The following is a 17,605-nucleotide window of genomic DNA, read 5'->3' on the forward strand; positions in this document are numbered from 1 at the left end:
TCCGTGCTGATCCGTGAAATCCGTGGCGGACCGTCGTTAACTCCGATTGAAGAAGCCCTGCCCAGCGGCCATCACGCGCCGGGCTTCTCGAACTTCAGCGTCATGCGGTCGGACTCGCCGATGGCCTGATATTTCGCACGGTCGGTGTCACCCAGCCGCAGAGTTGGCGGCAGGGTCCACACACCCGCGGGATGATCTGCGGTGTCCTTGGGATTGGCGTTGATCTCGGCGCGTTCCAGCAGTCGGAAGCCTGCCGCTTCGGCCAGCGCGATCACGTGCGATTCGGTGACGTAGCCGCTATCGATCATGTGCTTGATGGTCGCGCCGGGCTTGGCCCGGTGTTCAATCACGCCGAGCACGCCGCCGGGCTTGAGCGCAGCGAAGAAGGCCCCGAACATCTTTACCTCGGTACCGGACTTCATCCAGTTGTGCACGTTGCGGAACGTCAGCACCAGATCGGCACTGCCCGGAGCGGCGGCCTGCCATTTCGTGCCCAGCCCCAATTCGGTGACCTCGGGCTTGCCATAAACCTCCGGCTTGGCGGCCAGACGCGCGTTGAAGTCCGCCATCACCTTGGCGGCCCAATCCGGCATGCCGGGTTCGCTCACGACGAAGCCAGCGGCAATGTATTGGCCGGACTCGCGCAGATAGGGAGCAAGAATGTCCGCGTACCAGCCTGCGCCCGGCCAGATCTCCACCACGGTCTGCGCAGGCTGGATGCCGAAGAACTCCAGCGTCTGCTTGGGATGCCGGTAGACATCGCGCGCACGCTGCGCCTCGGTGCGGTGCTCGCCGGCCAGCACTTCATCCAGGCTGGGCGCAGCCATCACGTTAGCGATCGGCAGCAAGGCCATCATGACCAGCGGGATCAACCGGTTTTTTCCGATGCGCATGTTCATCCCCTCAGCCGATGCGCTTGAACCAGTCGGCGGTCGAAATCACTTCGCTCAACAGATGCTGCTGCGCGCACAGAATCGAGCGCTGCAGTTCCTCGGCGCTGACCTTGCCGGCTGCGTTGTCCAGCGGCAGGGTGCCGGTGGCGTCGGACAGGAATTCCACCTTGAAGCCGCGATGTACCGCTTCGCGCGCGGTGGTGTCGCAACACATATGCGTCATGTAGCCGGACACCACCACCGTCTCCACCCCCTGCTTGCGCAACCACGCTTCCAGGTCGGTATTGGTGAAACTGCCAGGCAGATTCTTTTCGACCTTGTGCTCGCCGCCGCGCGCTGCAATTTCCGGGTGCAGCGCCCACGCCGGCGTGTCGCGCTGAAAGATCGGCAAATCGGGCGAGGGCATGGTGTGCTGAACCACGATGCGCGGAATGCCGGCGCCTGCCGCCGCATCCATCGCCCGGCAGATCTTGCCCAGCGAATCGTCGCGGCCGGTGATCGGCAGGGCACCATGGAAGTATTCGTTCTGCACGTCGATGACGACGAGGGCACGTTTCAATTTTCTGCTCCGATAGGAATTCGGTTGGGTGATCCAGGTTTACGTGCCGAAGGTTGCGCGAGACGCGACCCGGCGTCGCCTAGGGTACGCCCTGATGTATCGTCACCGAGGCGTATGACCATCGAAGTGTCGGTGCGAGGTGTCGCGCCGTATGCGCCGCAGTCGTCCGCCGACGCGGTCGGCGAGCTCGATGCGTCGGTGAAAACGGAATCCTGACACCGGGCCGATCAGGGAAAATCCGGTCCGTGGACGTAAGACGACGGTACCGGCATCGGTAGCAATTGGCGCTACGGTCGGGTTTGTTATCTTCTCCCGATCCGAAACCAGGAGGTGCTCCGATGAAACCGACCCGCTCCACCGCTGCCCCGCAGTCCGACGCCCAGCGCGCCATGCTCGAGGTCGTACAGCGCTGGCATGACCTGTACAACAGTGACGATGTCGAAGGGTTCGTCCTGAAGAACTATGCCAAGGATGCCAACGTCTGGTTCACCGGCGCCTCGGCGCACGGACACGATCAGTTCCTTAGCGTGGAGGCGGGGGTAAAGAAAGGCGCGCCAGGTCGCTACATGCGCATCGACCATCTGCATTTTCTCGATGACGAGCGCGTGATCGTGGAGGCTGTGGTGCTTGATCGCGCGCGACCGGACTTCTATTCGCCGTGGATTGCGATTCTCACCATCCAGGACGGCAAGATCGTCGATGACCGCACCTATCTCGATCCCTCGCGCTGGCCGGGCATCGAGCAAGTGCTCGACGTCGTCACGCCCGGAGGCCTGGGTTCGTCACAGGACCAGTAGCGATATGTCGCCGGTAGCCGCCTGGCGGCGAAAGGTGCTGGCGATCGGATTTGCCGCGCGCGGAACCGGTGGGGAAGATTGCGTCCGCTGCGGGTTCAAACGTCCAGATTGCCCACTTGCAACGCAAACCGCTCGATGAAGTCGCGCCTCGGTTCGACCTGCTCTCCCATCAGGGTGGTGAACATCTGATCGGCCGCCACGGCGTCCTCGACCTGCACGCGCACCAGGCGCCGATTGGCGGGGTCCAGCGTAGTTTCGTGCAACTGTTCGGGGTTCATCTCGCCCAGACCTTTGTAGCGCTGGACGGTGAGGCCGCGCCGGGCTTCACCGAGCAACCAATCGTAGGCCTCGTCAAAACTCGCCACCGCGCGGGCCTTGTCGCCGCGCCGCACTTCCGCACCGTGTCCGATCAGGCCCTGCCCGGCAGCGCGCAAGGTGGACATGCGGCGATAGTCGTGCGAGCCGAAGAAATCGGCGCCAAAGTTGATGAAGTGTTCGGTACCGTGCAGCCGGCGCGTGACCTGGATGGTCGGCCCGTCGGCTCCGATCCCGGCCCGGACTTGGTGAATACCTAAATTATCGTTGTTATTCATTAGCTTACTAAGATTTTCTGCCCAGTCACCGAGCGCTTCCGCAGTCGCTGGTATCGGGGGCAGGGCAAACAATTGCTGCAGGACCTTGAGATCGTAGCGTCGGGTCAGGCGCTCGATATTTTCGGCCACCTCCGCCTGGTCTCGAACCAGTTGATGCAGGCGCTCACCGTCGATAGCGGGCGCATCGGCGGCGGGAATCAACTCCGCGTGATGCAGCGCGGCCTTAAGCATCCATTCCGACAACTCGTGGTTGTCCTTGACGTAGGCTTCCTGCTTGCCCGATTTGACTCGATACAGCGGCGGCTGCGCGATGTAGACGTGGCCGTTCTCGATCAGGCTGTACATGTGCCGGTAGAAGAAGGTGAGCAGCAGCGTGCGGATGTGGGCACCATCGACATCGGCATCCGTCATGATGATGATGCGGTGGTAGCGCAGCTTTTCGACTTTGAAGTCTTCCTTGCCGATGCCGCAGCCCAACGCCGTAATCAGAGTGCCGACCTCGGCCGAAGACAGCATTTTTTCCAGCCGCGCGCGCTCCACATTCAGGATCTTGCCCTTGAGCGGCAAGATCGCCTGGAAATGGCGGTCACGACCTTGCTTGGCGGAGCCGCCGGCAGAATCGCCCTCTACCAGGAAAATCTCTGATTTCGCGGGATCTTTTTCCTGGCAGTCGGCCAGCTTTCCGGGCAGGCCGGCGATATCGAGAACGCTCTTGCGCCGGTTGAGCTCCTTGGCCTTGCGGGCCGCCTCGCGAGCGCGGGCCGCCTCGACCACCTTGGCTGCGATGAGCTTGGCCTCCTTAGGGTGCTCCAGCAGATATTCCTTGAGCTTTTCGCCGATCACGCTCGACACCACTGGGGTGACCTCCGACGACACCAGCTTTTCCTTGGTCTGGCTGGAAAATTTGGGATCGCGTACCTTCACCGACAGAACCGCCGTGAGCCCCTCGCGGGCGTCATCGCCGATCATGGTGATCTTCTCTTTCTTGGCGATGCCCTCGCTTTCGAGAAAGTCCCCCAGCACTCGCGTCAGCGCATTGCGAAATCCGGTGACATGGGTGCCGCCGTCTTTCTGGGGAATATTGTTGGTGAACGGAAAAACGTTTTCGGTGTAGCTGTCGTTCCATTGCAATGCAGCCTCGACCATCACGCCATCCTGTTCGTGGGCGACATTGAGAATCGCGTTGTGTATCGGGGTCTTGGCCTTGTTGAGGTATTCGACGAAGGCCTGAATACCGCCCTTGTACTCGAAGACGTCTTCGCGTCCGCTGGCCTCTTCTTTCAGCACGATGCGCACGCCGGAATTCAGGAATGACAGCTCTCGCAGGCGTCGGGCCAGGATGTCGTAGTGAAACTCGATGTTCGTGAAGACCGTCGGGCTGGGGTGAAAACGAATCGTGGTGCCACGCTTGTCCGATGAACCCACCACCGCCAGCGGCGCCAGCGGTTCGCCCATGCGGTATTCCTGATGGTGGTGCTGGCCTTCTCTGTGTATATCCAACAGCAAAACATCCGACAGCGCGTTAACCACCGACACGCCTACCCCGTGCAGGCCGCCGCTAACCTTATAACCGCTACCACCAAATTTCCCGCCGGCGTGAAGAATGGTCATGATGACCTCGGCCGCCGACCGACCTTCTTCCTTGTGGATATCCGTGGGGATACCGCGACCGTTGTCCTGCACGCTGACACTGTTGTCGCTGTGCAAGATTACCTGGATCTCGCTGCACCAGCCCGCGAGGGCTTCGTCGATGGAGTTATCCACCACTTCAAACACCATGTGGTGCAAGCCGGTGCCGTCGTCGGTGTCGCCGATATACATTCCGGGTCGCTGACGGACCGCTTCCAGGCCTTTGAGCACCCGGATGGAGGTGGAATCGTAAGAGCCCTGGATCGCGGAATTTTCTGTGTTTTCGGTCATCTTGATGATTTCGTGTCAGTGCAGGCGATGTCGGGCTTCGATCAGCCCTTGTTCCACGTGGAACATCGTCCCGTTTTGCCCGGAGTCGGAAAAACCCTCGGGCACCTCAAAGGCGGTGATGAATTTCTGTCCGGCATACGTTCGCAGACCCTCCGCCAGACGCGCCTGGAACTCGGGCGCCAGCTCCGCGGCAAAGTCGTCCAGCAACAATACCGGCGGTTCGGTCCCCGACTGCACCAGCAACTCCGCCTGCGCCAGCACCATTGCAGCGATCAGCATCTTCTGTTGGCCTCGGCTGACTCTGCCCTTGGCTCGGGTATCCGCCAGACTGATTCGAAGTTCGGCCCGGTGTGGCCCCTGCACCGTACTACCCACTCGCTGATGTTGTTCCAGGTTACGCCGCAGCGAATCGCGCAAGGTTTCGTCGGTTGGCCACCCTTGCTGCCAGTCGCAGCGGACGCTGGAGGTCTCCAGCAGCCGAAGTCCCCACTTCTCCAGTCCGGGCGCCGCTGCCTGCACGTGGCGAGCACGCATTTCGTTCAACTCCTCGCCGCTCTGGACTAACTCCTCATCCCACGCCTGAATCGCCTTGACGGGCATCTGTTCGCGCAGGGCACGGTTACGTTGTCTGAGCGCGCGCTGATAGCGGCGCCAGCAATCGAGGAACCGATGTTCCACGTGGAACACACCCCAGTCGACAAAGCTCCGCCGGTAGGCCGGTCCTTCGTCGAGCAGTCGGTGCGCCAGCGGATCGATCAGTTGCAGAGGCAGCGCGTGAACCACGTCGGCCAATCTGGCGCCACGCTCGTCGTCCAAATGCACTTCGGTCCCTTCCCGACTCCAGCCCAGCCCAATCCGATGGCTGCTGCGGCTGTCTCCGACTTCCACGAACACATGCCATTGCGGTCGGTCCGTGCCGCACAGCTCCGCCAGGTTCTGAGCCCGAAAACTGCGCCCACGAGCCGCGACAAACAAGGCTTCCAGCAAGCTGGTCTTGCCGGCGGCATTGGTGCCGACAATCAGGTTAAGCACCGGATGCGGTTGGATTTCAAACCGCCGATACAGCCTCAGGTTCTCGCCTTTCAGCAGCGTCACCGGCATTTCACAGCCGCATCGGCATGATGACGTACTTGCTGGACGGATCGTCAGCTTGATAGAGCAAGCCGCTGGAATCCGAATTCTTGAGTTCCAGCATGACTTCACTCCCGCTGATCGCGCCAAGAGCGTCCAGCAGGTAATTCACGTTGAAACCGATCTCGAGTTCGGGCCCGTTGTAGCCGACCTCGATCTCCTCCTCCGCTTCTTCGTGATCTGGGTTGTGTGTCTGCAGTTTGAGAACACCTTCGGTCAACTGCAGCCGCACGCCACGAAACTTCTCGTTGGAGAGAATTGCGGTGCGAGCCAGCGAGCGACGCAAGGTCTCCCGGTCGCCGGTGACCTGTTTGTCCCCGTGATCGGGGATCACTCTTTCGTAGTCCGGGAAGCGGCCGTCGATGGTCTTGGTGGTCAACCGCACGACGTCGATATCGACCTGCACCTGACCCTGCCCGATGGTCAGCCGGACTTCGGTATCCGAAGAATCCAAAAGCCGGCTTAATTCCAGCACCGACTTCCTGGGCAGGATCGCCTGCACGCTCTCGCTCAGGCCGGTGTCTCCGACCCACTCACTGAAAGCAAGGCGGTGGCCGTCTGTCGCGACCGCTCGCAAGCGCTTGGCGTTGGCGTCGATCAACAAACCGTTCAGGTAATAGCGAACGTCCTGCTGCGCCATCGCAAACTGAGTTTTCTCCAGGAGCAACTTGAGTTCTGCCCGCTTAAGGACCAGCAACTTGCCCCCACTGACGGCGCCCATCGCCGGAAACTCGTCCGCCTTCAGTGTCGCCAGGGAAAAACGGCTCTTGCCGGAGCGCAAGGTCGCTTTATCGGCGCTCGCCTCGAGCGTGATGTCCGCGCCTTCCGGCAACCCTCGACAGATATCGAACAGCTTGCGCGCCGGAACCGTCACTTTGCCGGGTGCCAGATTCTGTACCTGCGCTCTAGCCACCAGCTCCATTTCCAGATCGGTACCGGTGACGATCAACTCGTCTTCGCGCGCTTCGAACAGGAAGTTGGCCAGCACCGGTAGCGTCTGACGGCGCTCGACCACGCCGACCACGGCCTGCAAGGCGGTCAACAACTCGTTTCTCCCGACCTGAATCTTCATGGCATCACCCGATTCTTAAGAGGTTTTATATCCTGAATAGACTAATAGTAAGCGGCTGCACAGCTGTTGAGAGAACTCGATAAACATAACATTTTCATAATCTTGAATGAAAAAAAGAGTTCTGTAATCACCCTTTGCCGCCTTGGTGCCGCCAGTGGATAAGCTGTGTGTCAAGAACAGAGTCCACGCGTTCCACAAACTACCCACAACTCGACCGAGGGCTTTTCCCCGGCTTGTTCAGTAACTCAATTGCCTCAGCAGATTCTCGTAGTCCTCGCGGATACGCAGATCGGTCTGCCGCAACTCCTTGACCTTGCGATCGGCGTGCAGGACCGTGGTGTGATCTTTTTCGAAGGCCTTGCCGATGTCAGGGAGGCTGTGCTCGGTGAGCTCTCTGGCCAAGGCCATCGCCACCTGTCGTGGTCGCGCCAGCATGCGTGAGCGGCGCGGCGAGCGCAGGTCCTTCATCGGAATGTTGTAGTACTTGGCTACGGTCGCCATGATGTTGTCGATGGTCACCTTGCGCTCATAATGCGCCAGCATGTCGCGCAGGGTAGCGCGGGCGAAATCCACGGTGATTGCCTCGCCTTGCAAACGCATACCCGCTGATAACCGGAGCAATACACCCTCGAGTTCGCGCACGTTGGAACGCACGTGCTGGGCGACAAAGAACGCCACTTCGTTGTTCAGGCTCATGCCGAACTGTTCGGCCTTGGACAGCAGGATGGCAACGCGGGTCTCGAGATCGGGCGGGTCGACCGACACGGTCAGCCCCCAAGAGAAGCGCGACTTCAACCGGTCGTCGAGGCGGTCGAGATCCTTGGGAAAGCGATCGCAGGTCAGGATGATCTGCTTGCGACCATCCATCAAGCTGTTGAAAGTATGAAAAAATTCTTCTTGAGTTGTCGGTTTGCCGGCAAAAAACTGGATGTCGTCGATCAGCAGTGCGTCGGCCGACCGGTAAACCGCCTTGAAGTCCTCGATGGTGTTGTGCCGTAGTGCCGAGACGAACTGATTCATCCACTGCTCGGACGGTACGTACACGACTTTGATGTTGGGACCGCGCCTCAACAGCGCGTTGCCAGCAGCGTGCATCAGATGGGTTTTACCCAGGCCCGAGGCGCCGTAGATCAACAGTGGATTGTAGGCGACCCCCGGAGACTCAGCGACCTGTTGGGCGGCAGCGCGTGCCTGGAAATTGGATTTTCCCTGAATGAAAGATTCGAAGTTGTACAAGGGGTTGAGACGATTCTGGGCAACGATCTGCTCGGCCTCTACGTTGCTCGACAGATCCTCCGCATTGGCGACGGGCGTTTCGCTAGCCGCCATCACGTCGACCTCGATGTCCTCGCCTTCGCAGGCCATCCACGCTCGCTGGATCAGCGATCTGAATTCCTCGCGTACCCGCACCATGGTCATGCGGTTGGGCGCGATCAGAACCAGCCGATCGCCCTCGCGCCGTGCCTGCAGCGGCCGAATCCAGTCATTGACTTCGACCGCGCCCAGGTCCGCTTCAAGTCTTTGAACGCATTGCGTCCAACCGTGATCTTCGGCAAGCGCCATAGCACCGGGGTGGAAAAGAAGGGAGTGCCGCTATTCTATACGCTGACCTGATACTTATCCACAGGCCCTGCGGATTACACCAACTGCCGGGGCGCAGCAAAGCATATTGAACCGCGCACCGTTAGGCCGCTAAACTCCGCGCCCTTTTTCCCTGCTGAGCCCGACTATGAAACGCCCCTATCAGCCGCACGCGTTGCGCCGTAAGCGTACACACGGCTTTCGCGCCCGCATGGCGACCGTCGGAGGTCGTAAGGTGATTGCTCGCCGTCGTGCCAAGGGCCGCGCCCGCCTCTGCCCGTAATTGCCGATAATTGCCGATTGCGCCAGGGAACAAAATCACGATCGCCGGGTTTCCTCGCAGCGCTCGACTGCTGACACCTGCGGCGTTCAAGCAGGTCATAGGAAGCGGCCGACGGCGGCGCAGCCCGAGCTTTACGGCATTCGAGTCGAGCAGTGGCGGCAGCGCAGCTAGACTCGGGCTGACGGTGGCCAAGAAAGCCCTGCCCCTGGCGGTTGCCCGCAACCGATTCAAACGAATCGTGCGGGAAAGCTTCAGACAGCAGAGCGGCCTGCCGCCCTGCGATGTGGTCATCATGGCGACGCCCAATGCGCGCAAGGTCACCGCAGGCCAACTGGCGGCCGAACTGACGGAATACTGGGGACGTCTACGCGAGCGATGGCCGGCATCCTGATTGCATTGATCCGGGTCTACCAGAAGGTGCTGAGCCCCGTGCTCGGTGCGCAGTGCCGCTTTTACCCTACCTGCTCCCGCTACGCTGTCGAGGCCCTGCAGCGCCATGGCGCTGCGCGCGGCAGCTGGCTCGCCCTGCGGCGCCTGGCGCGCTGTCATCCCCTGAATCCCGGCGGCGTGGACCCAGTCCCGGAACCACTTCCGCCGCGGCCGCGCTGACACCGGCCTAGCCGTAACGACAACGAGAACGCGTCGACATGGAAAACCGTCGAATCATTCTGATCGCCCTGCTGGCAGTGACGATCTTCTTCATGTATCAGGCTTGGCAGGACGACTACGGCAAGCAGGCTGCACCGACGCCCACCACGGCGAGCCTCGACGGCGCGGTGACCGTGCCCGCCGAAACGGACCCCGGCGCAGGTCGGGAAATCGACAGCGATACTCCGACGGCGGTGCCTGCCGCGCCCGCTGCAGATGTCACCGCCGGGACCACTGGCGACGCTTCGTCGGCGGACGAGATGCTGACGGTCGAAACCGACGTGCTGCGCGCCAAGATCAGCTTGCGTGGCGGCGAGATTCGCTCTCTCGAGCTCAAGCACTACCCGCTGTCCAAGGACCAGCCAGACGTGGCGCTGCCCCTGCTCAGCGACAGCGGCTTGCAGTACGCGGTGTTCCAGTCCGGCCTGGCCGGGACCGGGGAGGCCCTGGCCAGTGGCGATACGCCGTATCGCGCCGCGCAAACCGAGTATCGGTTGGCCGAGGGTTCGAACGTATTGGAGGTGCGGCTCGAACACGAGCGGGCCGACGGCGTGAAGGTCAGCAAGACCTATCGCTTCGGCCGCAGCAGTTATCGCATCGGCCTGGAGCACGGGCTGGACAACGGCAGTGCCGAGGCGCTCACGGTAAGCCCGTACACGCGATTCGTGCGCAACGAGGGCCTGGTCGGCGATCTGCCCAAGTTCGTCATGACCTTTCTGGGCATCGGCTTCTACGAGAACAAGCCCGGCAGCGACGACTACCGCTTCGTCAAGACCAAACTCGACAACCTCGACGACGATGCTTTCGAGACACGCCAGAAGAACGGTTGGATCTCGATCCTGCAGCATTACTTTGTGGTGGCCATTCTGCCTCCGCGCGACAGCGAAGGTGTTTATTCGGCCAAGCCCGCTCGCGATGGCCGTTATACCGCGCAGTACGTTGCGACCGGCGTCAGCGTGGAAGCCGGCAGCGGCCAACGCTTTGTCAGTGACCTCTACGTCGGACCGCGTCTGCAGGACGGCGTCAAATGGGTCGATGCGGACGGCCAGATCCAGGAAGGCGCCAGCCTGGATGCCATCGCACCGGGCCTCGACTACACCATCGACTACGGCATCCTCACGCCCATCTGCGAGCCGCTGTTCTGGCTGCTGGAAAAATTCCACTCCTTCACCGGCAACTGGGGCGTGGCCATCATCCTGCTCACGCTGGTCGTGAAAGCGCTGTTCTACAAGCTGTCGGAAGCGCAGTACCGCTCCATGGCCAAGATGAAGAAGTTCGCGCCGCGTATCCAGGACATCAAGGAGCGTTACGACGGCGACCGCGAACGCATGTCCAAGGCGATGATGGATCTCTACAAGAAAGAGGGCTTCAACCCCTTGGCCGGCTGCTGGCCGTTGCTGGTGCAGTTCCCCGTGTTCATCGCGCTGTACTGGGTGCTGCTGGAATCGGTGGAGCTGCGCCAGGCCGACTTCGCCCTGTGGATCAACGATCTGTCTGCGCCCGACCCGTTCTACGTGTTGCCGGTGCTGTTTGGCATCAGCTTTTACGTACAGCAGAAGTGGTCCGGCGCCACCGCCACCATGGACCCCATGCAGCAGAAGATCATGAACGTGATGCCGATCATGATGACGGCATTCTTCGCTTTCTTTCAGGCCGGGCTGGTGCTGTACTGGCTGGTGTCCAACCTCATCGGCATGGCGCAGCAGTGGTTCATCAACCGCAAGCTCGCTGGCGAAGGTCTGGGCAGGGCCAAGCCGGCGTGATGGCGCGCGAGTAGCCGTGAGCGCCGATCGCCGCGTCGACACCATCGCCGCGATCGCCACCGCAGCCGGTCGCGGCGCCATTGGCATCCTGCGCCTGTCCGGCCCGCGTGCATTCGACATTGCCGACCGCATGACCGGCCCGGAGGTCGCGCCCCGACAGGCGCGGCTGCGCGTGTTCCGCGATACAACCGGCACAGCAGTGGATCGCGGCCTGGTACTGCGGTTTCCCGGTCCGCATTCCTACACCGGCGAGGACGTGGTCGAGCTGCAGGGTCACGGTGGTCCGGTCGTTCTGAACCTGCTGCTGCAGGCGGCCTGCGAACTTGGCGCACGCCCGGCGCGGGCTGGGGAATTTTCCGAACGCGCCTTTCTCAATGATCGCCTCGATCTGGCCCAGGCCGAGGCGGTCGCCGACCTCATCGATGCCGCCAGCCGCGCCGCGGTACAGGCGGCGCATCGTTCGCTGGAGGGCGTGTTTTCGCGAAGCGTGCAGGACCTTGCGCAAACCCTGCTGGAACTGAGGGTTTATGTGGAGGGGGCGCTGGACTTCTCCGACGAAGACATCGACTGGCTGGCCGACGCCCAACTCGACACGCGCTTGCAGCAAGCCGCGCTCGCGTTCGAGGACTTGCTCGGTCGTGCCGCCCAGGGGCGCCGGCTTCGCGATGGCATCCACCTCGCCATCGTCGGCCAGCCCAATGTCGGTAAATCGACCCTGCTCAACGCGCTGGCCGGCACCGAGGCCGCCATCGTCAGCAGCCGGCCTGGCACCACGCGCGACGTGCTGCGCGAGCATCTGCTGATCGACGACCTGCCGGTCACCGTAGTCGATACCGCGGGCCTGCGCGACACCGAAGATCAGGTGGAGGCCGAGGGCATCCGCCGCGCCTGGGTCGCCCTGCGACAAGCCGAGCTGGTGTTGTTCCTGGTCGACGACCAGATCGGTTGGACCGATCGGGACCAGTCGCTGTTCCGGCAGATCCCGGATGAGATCGACCGGCTGATCGTGTTCAACAAAATCGATGCCAGCGGTCGGGCCGCTGGTGTTTCGGAACGCGCCGGCGTCGAAGCTTTGCGACTGTCGGCCGTGACCGGTGCCGGCCTGGACGGCCTGCGTGAGACCATCCGCCGGCTTGCCGGCGTGCAAGGCCAGGTCGAAGGCACGTTCAGCGCACGCGGGCGTCATCTCGATGCGCTGCGGCGCGCGCAAGCGCACCTGACCGAGACAAGGTCCGTACTGGCCGCCGGCACGCAGGTCGAACTCGCCGCCGAGGAGCTTCGCCTGGCGCACGAGGCCTTGGGCGAGATTACCGGCCGGGTGACGACCGACGACATGCTCGGTGCCGTGTTCTCCAGGTTCTGCATCGGAAAGTAGACGCGCTCACAATGCAGCGATGAACGCTCCTCGCCCCATCGACATCGTGCTGCACAAGCGCTCCCGCGAGCTGGAGATCGGCTACGCCGACGGTACCCGATATCGATTGCCGGCCGAGTATCTGCGCGTGCACAGCCCTTCGGCCGAGGTGCAGGGCCATGGCAAGCCGGTCCTGGTTGGCGGCAAGCGCCCCGTCGCTATCACCGCGGTGCAGCCGGTCGGTCGCTACGCGGTGAAGCTGGTGTTCGACGACGGCCACGACACCGGTCTGTTCTCCTGGGACGTGCTCGACGATCTGGGTCGCAACCATTCGCGTTACTGGGCCGAGTACGAAAGACGGCTGGCCAAGATGGGCATGTCCCGCGATAGCGAGGTGGTTACACTCGCGGCACTGACGCCGCGGAAATACACGCCGCCCAGACCCCCGCAGAAACCAGGCTCGAATTCGTGAGCGACGCGCGCAAACCCGGCACCACCACGCACTTCGGTTTCCAGCAGGTCCCGATGGAGGACAAGCGTCGCCGCGTGGCCGGCGTATTCGATTCGGTCGCATCCAAGTACGACGTGATGAACGACCTCATGTCGCTGGGCGTGCACCGGTTGTGGAAGCGCTTCGTGATCGACCTCGCCGGTGTGCGCGCCGGTGAAAAGGTGCTGGATGTCGCGGGCGGTACCGGAGACCTGTCGCGGGAGTTTTCGCGGCAGGTCGGGCCGCGCGGGCTGGTGGTGCTGTCCGACATCAATGCGGCGATGCTCGGCGAAGGTCGTCGTCGGCTGGCCGACAAGGGCGTGGTCAATCTGCCCATCGTGCAGGCCAATGCCGAATGCCTGCCGTTTGCCGAAGGCAGTTTCGATTGCATCACCATCGGCTTCGGGCTGCGCAACGTCACCGACAAGGACGCCGCGTTGCGTTCGATGTATCGCGCGCTCAAGCCCGGTGGTCGCCTGCTGGTGCTGGAATTCTCCAAACCGGTAGTGCCGGGCCTGTCGCGGATCTACGACCAATACTCGTTCAAGCTGCTGCCCCTGATGGGCAAGCTGGTGGCCAACGACGAGGACAGCTACCGCTATCTGGCCGAGTCCATCCGCATGCATCCGGATCAGGGCACGCTCAAGGGCATGATGGAGAGCGTCGGCTTTGCGCGCGCGCAGGTCTACAACCTCACCGGTGGCATCGTTGCGGTGCATCGCGGATTTCGTCTGGACCCGTGAATACCGGAATCTTCGAGGCGGCCTGGTGAGCGCGCCGGCATTGTTCTGCGGCGCGGCCGAAGTCGCGCTCAACCGTTATCTTCGGCTGGAACCGGCGGTGCTGGAAGAATGCGCCGCGCTGGACGGTCGTAGCATCGAATTCATGTTGCCGACAGCCGGCGTGGGCTTGTGCCTGGAGTTCATGCCCGCCGGCGTGCGCGTGATGCCCGAAGCGGCCACGACACCGGATGTGCGCGTCAGCGGCAGTGCCGGTGCGCTGCTGGCCGCGCTGCGCCAGCTCGGCTCGGCGGATGCCGGCTTGCCCGCCGGTTTGCAGCTTGAGGGCGACGCCGAACTGCTGAACCGCTTCCGCGCCATGGTGCGGCGTGTCGGCTTCGACCCGGAAGAGTGGCTGGCCCCGCTATTGGGCGGCGCTGCCGCACATCGCGTGCTGGGCGGCCTGCGCAGACTGTTCGGATGGAGCCGGGAGAATACCCGCCGCTTTGCCGACCACAGCGCCGAGTACTTGCGCGAGGAGACCTACGATCTTGCCCGCGGCCGCGACGTCGATGGCTGGATGGACGAAGTCGATCGGACCCGCGAATCCCTGGATCGGCTGGAAGCCCGGCTGCGGCGCCTCGAAGCCGCCGCGAACAGCGCTGGCAAGCCCGACTGACGGCCATGCAATTGATTGCTCAGCCGGTCACGACCCGTGCGCGGGGCATCGCCTTCCGCGCCCGCCCACCCGCCATTCGGGAGAAGGATGGTGGACCCGTTTCCCGAGACCTCTATTGATGTTCGGACGCAGCGCGCGGCTGTGGGTCATCTGGCGCGTGGTGCAGCGTTATGGCCTGCGTGAATTCGTCGACGGCCGGCCGCGCGGTGATCAGCCGCGCGAAGTGCGTCTGCGGCTAGCACTGGAAGAGCTGGGGCCGGTGTTCATCAAGTTTGGCCAGGCGCTGTCGACGCGACCGGACATCCTGCCGCCGGAGCTGGCGCTGGAACTGGCCAAGCTGCAGGACCGGGTGCCGCCGTTTCCGGGTGACGACGCGCGGCGCATTGTCGAGACCTCGCTGGGCAAGCCTGTCGACCAGCTGTTCAACGAATTTGACGAAGTGCCGCTGGCGTCGGCCTCGGTGGCCCAGGTGCACACGGCAAGACTCAAACCGCAGGCGCCGGACGATCCCGGCTTTGCGGTGGTGGTCAAGGTGCTGCGCCCGGGTGCGGAAGCCGCGATCCGCAAGGACATCGAAGTGCTGCGTGCACTTGCCGCGCTTGCCGAGACCCTGCACCCGGAGGGCCGGCGCATCCAGCCCAGGGCCGTGGTGGAGGAGTACGCCAAGTCACTGATCGACGAGATGGACCTGATGCGCGAAGGCGCCAATTGCGCGCTGCTGCGCCGCAACTGGCTGGGCAGCCCGCTGATCTATCACCCGCTGGTGTTCTTCGATTACACCCGCGCCGACGTACTGGTGATGGAGCGCATCTACGGCATTTCCATCCGCGAGCTGGAACGTCTGCGCGAGATGGGCGTGAGCTTTCAGGTACTGGCCGAACGCGGCGTCGAGATCTTCTTCAAGCAGGTGTTCCGCGACAATTTCTTCCATGCGGACATGCACCCTGGGAACATTTTCGTGGATGCGGCCAATCCCGCAGTCCCCGCTTACCTGGCCGTGGATTTCGGCATCGTCGGCACGTTGACGCCGCAGGACCAGCGCTACCTGGCGGAAAATTTCCTGGCTTTCTTCAACCGCGACTATCGGCGCGTGGCCGAATTGCATGTGGAGAGCGAGTGGATTCCGGCCGGCACCCGCGTGGAGGAATTCGAGTCCGCCATCCGCACCGTGTGCGAGCCGATCTTCGGCAAACCCATCAAGGACATTTCCTTCGGCTTCTTCCTGCTGCGCCTGTTCCAGATCGCGCGACGATTCAAGTACCAGGTGCAGCCGCAGCTGGTGCTGCTGCAAAAGACCTTGCTGCAGGTCGAAGGGCTGGGGCGCCAGCTCTATCCCGAGCTGGATTTGTGGAAGACCGCCAAGCCGATCATGGAAGACTGGATGAAGAACCGACTCGGTCCCGGCGCCATGCTGGCCCGCGTCCGGCGCGAGGGCCCTCACGTGGCCGAGATGCTGCCGGAACTGGCCAACCAGGCGATCAAGCGGCTGGAGCGCGGCGAAGGCCTGGGCCTGGGAGTGCGCTCGCTGGACCCGCTGAAGGCCGAGATGCGCCGCAACAGCCAGCGCCAGATGCGCGCGACGCTGGGTGCCGCCTGCCTGCTCGGCGCCGCCGTCGTCGCAGTGTCCGCCGCGGCCGGCGTCGGGCGCTGGCTGGACCTGCCCTGGCCAAGCTGGATCCTGGGCGCGCTTGGTGCCTGGCTGGCCTGGTCGGGGTTGCGCGAACCCAGGGGCTGACCCCGGGTCGCGCTGCGATCATCCGCCCGGAGCGGTGCTCACAATGCTCAGACCTTTGAGCAGATTCAAAGCCTGGTAGAGCGAGTAATCCGACTCGGCCAGCTTGGTCTCTTCTTCGAGTAGCCTCTTGCGCGCCGCTTCGGCTTCTTCGTCGGTAGGGCCGTTTTCGTTGGCGAGACTCCCGGCCAGAGCGGCTTCCGTGAGCGGTTCGAACACATCGCCCTCTTCGGACTTGGCCACCTTGAGCGGGCGCACGGCGATGTCGGGCACGATGCCGTCACCCTGGATCGAGCGGCCTGAGGGGGTGTAGTAGCGCGCCGTTGTGAGCTTGATCGCGGATTCGGTCTGCAGCGGCATGATCGTCTGTACCGAACCCTTGCCGAAGCTCTTTTCGCCCAGCACCACCGCACGCTTCTGGTCCTGCAGCGCGCCGGCGACGATCTCCGAGGCCGAGGCCGAACCCCCGTTGATCATCACCACGATCGGTCGCCCCGACAATTCGTCGCCCGGCGTGGCGCTGAACTCGCGGCGGGAGTCCTGCTCGCGGCCCTTGATGCTGACGATGGTGCCTTTCTCCATGAAGACGTCGCTCACCCTCACCGCGGCGTCGAGAACGCCGCCGGGGTTGTTGCGCAGGTCCAGCACCAAGCCCTTGATCTTGCCGTCGGATTCCTTCTTGAGCTTCTTGAGTTCCTTGTCCAGCGAGGCGCCGGTCTCGGTGGTGAAGCTGGACACGCGCAGATAGGCCATCCCCGGCTCCAGCATGCGCCCGCGTACGCTGGCGACATTGATGATTGCGCGCTCCATCGACACCACCAGCGGCGCGGTTTCGCCCTCGCGCACCACCGTCAGCTCGATCTTGCTGCCGGCATCGCCACGCATCTTCTTGACCGCATCGCTCAGGCTCAGGCCCTTGGTGGGCGTGTCGTCGATCTTGATGATTAGATCGCCTGGCTGGATACCGGCGCGCGCGGCGGGGGTGTCGTCGATGGGCGACACCACGCGCACGAAGCCGTTCTGCAGCTGCACTTCGATGCCCAGGCCGCCGAATTTGCCGGACGTGGAGATGTTCATCTCCTTGAACTCCTCGGCGTCCAGATAGGCCGAATGCGGATCCAGTCCCGTGAGCATGCCGCGCACGGCGTTCTCCAGCAGCACCTTGTCCTCGATCGGCTCCACGTAGTCGCTCTTGATGCGATTGAGGATCTCCACAAACACCTGCAAGTCCTTCAGCGGCAGAGGTTCTGTGGACTTGTCCTTGTTGGCGAAAACGCCATCGGTCAGCGTGATACCGACGCCGATAAGGACACCGGCGGCGAGCGCCAGAGAAGTGCGAAAACGATGGGACATGGCGCTGCGGACTCCGGTGCCGCCGAGCAAAGCGGGAA

At 62.9% G+C, this 17,605-nt stretch carries 17 protein-coding genes; 10 read left to right on the top strand and 7 right to left on the bottom strand.

The features are described from left to right. Positions 1-71 precede the first annotated feature (71 nt). Together ACOOHP_RS14870 and ACOOHP_RS14875 are read right to left on the bottom strand one after the other, a co-directional pair. Positions 72-893, bottom strand: coding sequence for a class I SAM-dependent methyltransferase (locus tag ACOOHP_RS14870; RefSeq protein ID WP_420467265.1), 822 nt, complete (start codon positions 891-893; stop codon positions 72-74). 10 nt (positions 894-903) lie between these two features. After that, positions 904-1,452 (bottom strand): cysteine hydrolase family protein, encoded by a 549-nt coding sequence (locus ACOOHP_RS14875; protein ID WP_420467266.1) that lies wholly within the window; start codon positions 1,450-1,452, stop codon positions 904-906. Between the two features lie 338 nt (positions 1,453-1,790). Between ACOOHP_RS14875 and ACOOHP_RS14880 the strand changes: the two genes are divergently transcribed. Beyond that, positions 1,791-2,249, top strand: a complete 459-nt coding sequence (locus ACOOHP_RS14880) for a nuclear transport factor 2 family protein (RefSeq protein ID WP_420467267.1) — start codon at positions 1,791-1,793, stop codon at positions 2,247-2,249. Between the two features lie 95 nt (positions 2,250-2,344). On the opposite strand, the gene gyrB is transcribed toward ACOOHP_RS14880, so the two are convergent. The 4 genes from gyrB to dnaA form a co-directional block, all read right to left on the bottom strand. Beyond that, entirely contained in the window at positions 2,345-4,762 is a 2,418-nt protein-coding gene (gene gyrB / locus ACOOHP_RS14885; RefSeq protein ID WP_420467268.1) for a DNA topoisomerase (ATP-hydrolyzing) subunit B, read from the bottom strand. A gap of 15 nt (positions 4,763-4,777) precedes the next feature. Then, positions 4,778-5,983 (bottom strand): DNA replication/repair protein RecF, encoded by a 1,206-nt coding sequence (recF, locus tag ACOOHP_RS14890; protein ID WP_420467269.1) that lies wholly within the window; start codon positions 5,981-5,983, stop codon positions 4,778-4,780. Beyond that, the gene (gene dnaN, locus ACOOHP_RS14895; RefSeq protein WP_420467270.1) at positions 5,865-6,965 is read right to left on the bottom strand and encodes a DNA polymerase III subunit beta; all 1,101 of its coding nucleotides are present in this window, start codon (positions 6,963-6,965) and stop codon (positions 5,865-5,867) included. The genes recF and dnaN overlap by 119 nt, the downstream gene beginning before the upstream one ends. A 237-nt stretch (positions 6,966-7,202) precedes the next feature. Next, positions 7,203-8,528 (bottom strand): chromosomal replication initiator protein DnaA, encoded by a 1,326-nt coding sequence (gene dnaA / locus ACOOHP_RS14900; protein ID WP_420467271.1) that lies wholly within the window; start codon positions 8,526-8,528, stop codon positions 7,203-7,205. A gap of 166 nt (positions 8,529-8,694) precedes the next feature. Between dnaA and rpmH the strand changes: the two genes are divergently transcribed. From rpmH to ubiB, 9 genes are all read left to right on the top strand, one after another. Further along, positions 8,695-8,829: a 50S ribosomal protein L34 gene (rpmH, locus tag ACOOHP_RS14905; protein ID WP_420467272.1), complete on the top strand. Its 135-nt coding sequence runs from the start codon at positions 8,695-8,697 to the stop codon at positions 8,827-8,829. 10 nt (positions 8,830-8,839) lie between these two features. Then, a complete protein-coding gene (gene rnpA / locus ACOOHP_RS14910; protein WP_420467273.1) occupies positions 8,840-9,220 on the top strand; it encodes a ribonuclease P protein component in 381 nt (126 codons plus the stop codon). Beyond that, a complete protein-coding gene (gene yidD / locus ACOOHP_RS14915; protein WP_420467274.1) occupies positions 9,205-9,438 on the top strand; it encodes a membrane protein insertion efficiency factor YidD in 234 nt (77 codons plus the stop codon). Before rnpA ends, yidD begins: the two co-directional genes overlap by 16 nt. A gap of 38 nt (positions 9,439-9,476) precedes the next feature. After that, positions 9,477-11,240: a membrane protein insertase YidC gene (gene yidC, locus ACOOHP_RS14920; RefSeq protein ID WP_420467275.1), complete on the top strand. Its 1,764-nt coding sequence runs from the start codon at positions 9,477-9,479 to the stop codon at positions 11,238-11,240. Positions 11,241-11,256: 16 nt separating this feature from the next. Beyond that, positions 11,257-12,615: a tRNA uridine-5-carboxymethylaminomethyl(34) synthesis GTPase MnmE gene (mnmE, locus tag ACOOHP_RS14925; RefSeq protein ID WP_420467276.1), complete on the top strand. Its 1,359-nt coding sequence runs from the start codon at positions 11,257-11,259 to the stop codon at positions 12,613-12,615. Positions 12,616-12,634: 19 nt separating this feature from the next. After that, positions 12,635-13,066: a gamma-butyrobetaine hydroxylase-like domain-containing protein gene (locus tag ACOOHP_RS14930; protein ID WP_420467277.1), complete on the top strand. Its 432-nt coding sequence runs from the start codon at positions 12,635-12,637 to the stop codon at positions 13,064-13,066. After that, positions 13,063-13,827: a bifunctional demethylmenaquinone methyltransferase/2-methoxy-6-polyprenyl-1,4-benzoquinol methylase UbiE gene (gene ubiE, locus ACOOHP_RS14935; RefSeq protein WP_420467278.1), complete on the top strand. Its 765-nt coding sequence runs from the start codon at positions 13,063-13,065 to the stop codon at positions 13,825-13,827. Before ACOOHP_RS14930 ends, ubiE begins: the two co-directional genes overlap by 4 nt. 25 nt (positions 13,828-13,852) lie before the next feature. Next, positions 13,853-14,482, top strand: coding sequence for a ubiquinone biosynthesis accessory factor UbiJ (locus ACOOHP_RS14940; RefSeq protein WP_420467279.1), 630 nt, complete (start codon positions 13,853-13,855; stop codon positions 14,480-14,482). A gap of 118 nt (positions 14,483-14,600) precedes the next feature. Next, positions 14,601-16,217, top strand: a complete 1,617-nt coding sequence (gene ubiB, locus ACOOHP_RS14945; protein ID WP_420467280.1) for a ubiquinone biosynthesis regulatory protein kinase UbiB — start codon at positions 14,601-14,603, stop codon at positions 16,215-16,217. Positions 16,218-16,235: 18 nt separating this feature from the next. Here ubiB and ACOOHP_RS14950 read toward each other — a convergent pair whose 3' ends face one another. Then, entirely contained in the window at positions 16,236-17,567 is a 1,332-nt protein-coding gene (locus ACOOHP_RS14950) for a S41 family peptidase (RefSeq protein ID WP_420467281.1), read from the bottom strand. Positions 17,568-17,605 lie beyond the last annotated feature (38 nt).

The organism is Panacagrimonas sp. (assembly GCF_965216805.1).
Classification (GTDB): Bacteria; Pseudomonadota; Gammaproteobacteria; order Nevskiales; family Nevskiaceae; genus Panacagrimonas.

Bases quoted from the DNA above. Each gene is read 5' to 3' on its own strand.
- ACOOHP_RS14870 (WP_420467265.1), bottom strand. From the start codon at position 893: ATGCGCATCGGAAAAAACCGGTTGATCCCGCTGGTCATGATGGCCTTG.
- ACOOHP_RS14880 (WP_420467267.1), top strand. From the start codon at position 1,791: ATGAAACCGACCCGCTCCACCGCTGCCCCGCAGTCCGACGCCCAGCGC.
- gyrB (WP_420467268.1), bottom strand. From the start codon at position 4,762: ATGACCGAAAACACAGAAAATTCCGCGATCCAGGGCTCTTACGATTCC.
- dnaN (WP_420467270.1), bottom strand. From the start codon at position 6,965: ATGAAGATTCAGGTCGGGAGAAACGAGTTGTTGACCGCCTTGCAGGCC.
- dnaA (WP_420467271.1), bottom strand. From the start codon at position 8,528: ATGGCGCTTGCCGAAGATCACGGTTGGACGCAATGCGTTCAAAGACTT.
- rpmH (WP_420467272.1), top strand. From the start codon at position 8,695: ATGAAACGCCCCTATCAGCCGCACGCGTTGCGCCGTAAGCGTACACAC.
- yidD (WP_420467274.1), top strand. From the start codon at position 9,205: ATGGCCGGCATCCTGATTGCATTGATCCGGGTCTACCAGAAGGTGCTG.
- yidC (WP_420467275.1), top strand. From the start codon at position 9,477: ATGGAAAACCGTCGAATCATTCTGATCGCCCTGCTGGCAGTGACGATC.
- ACOOHP_RS14930 (WP_420467277.1), top strand. From the start codon at position 12,635: ATGAACGCTCCTCGCCCCATCGACATCGTGCTGCACAAGCGCTCCCGC.
- ubiB (WP_420467280.1), top strand. From the start codon at position 14,601: ATGTTCGGACGCAGCGCGCGGCTGTGGGTCATCTGGCGCGTGGTGCAG.
- ACOOHP_RS14950 (WP_420467281.1), bottom strand. From the start codon at position 17,567: ATGTCCCATCGTTTTCGCACTTCTCTGGCGCTCGCCGCCGGTGTCCTT.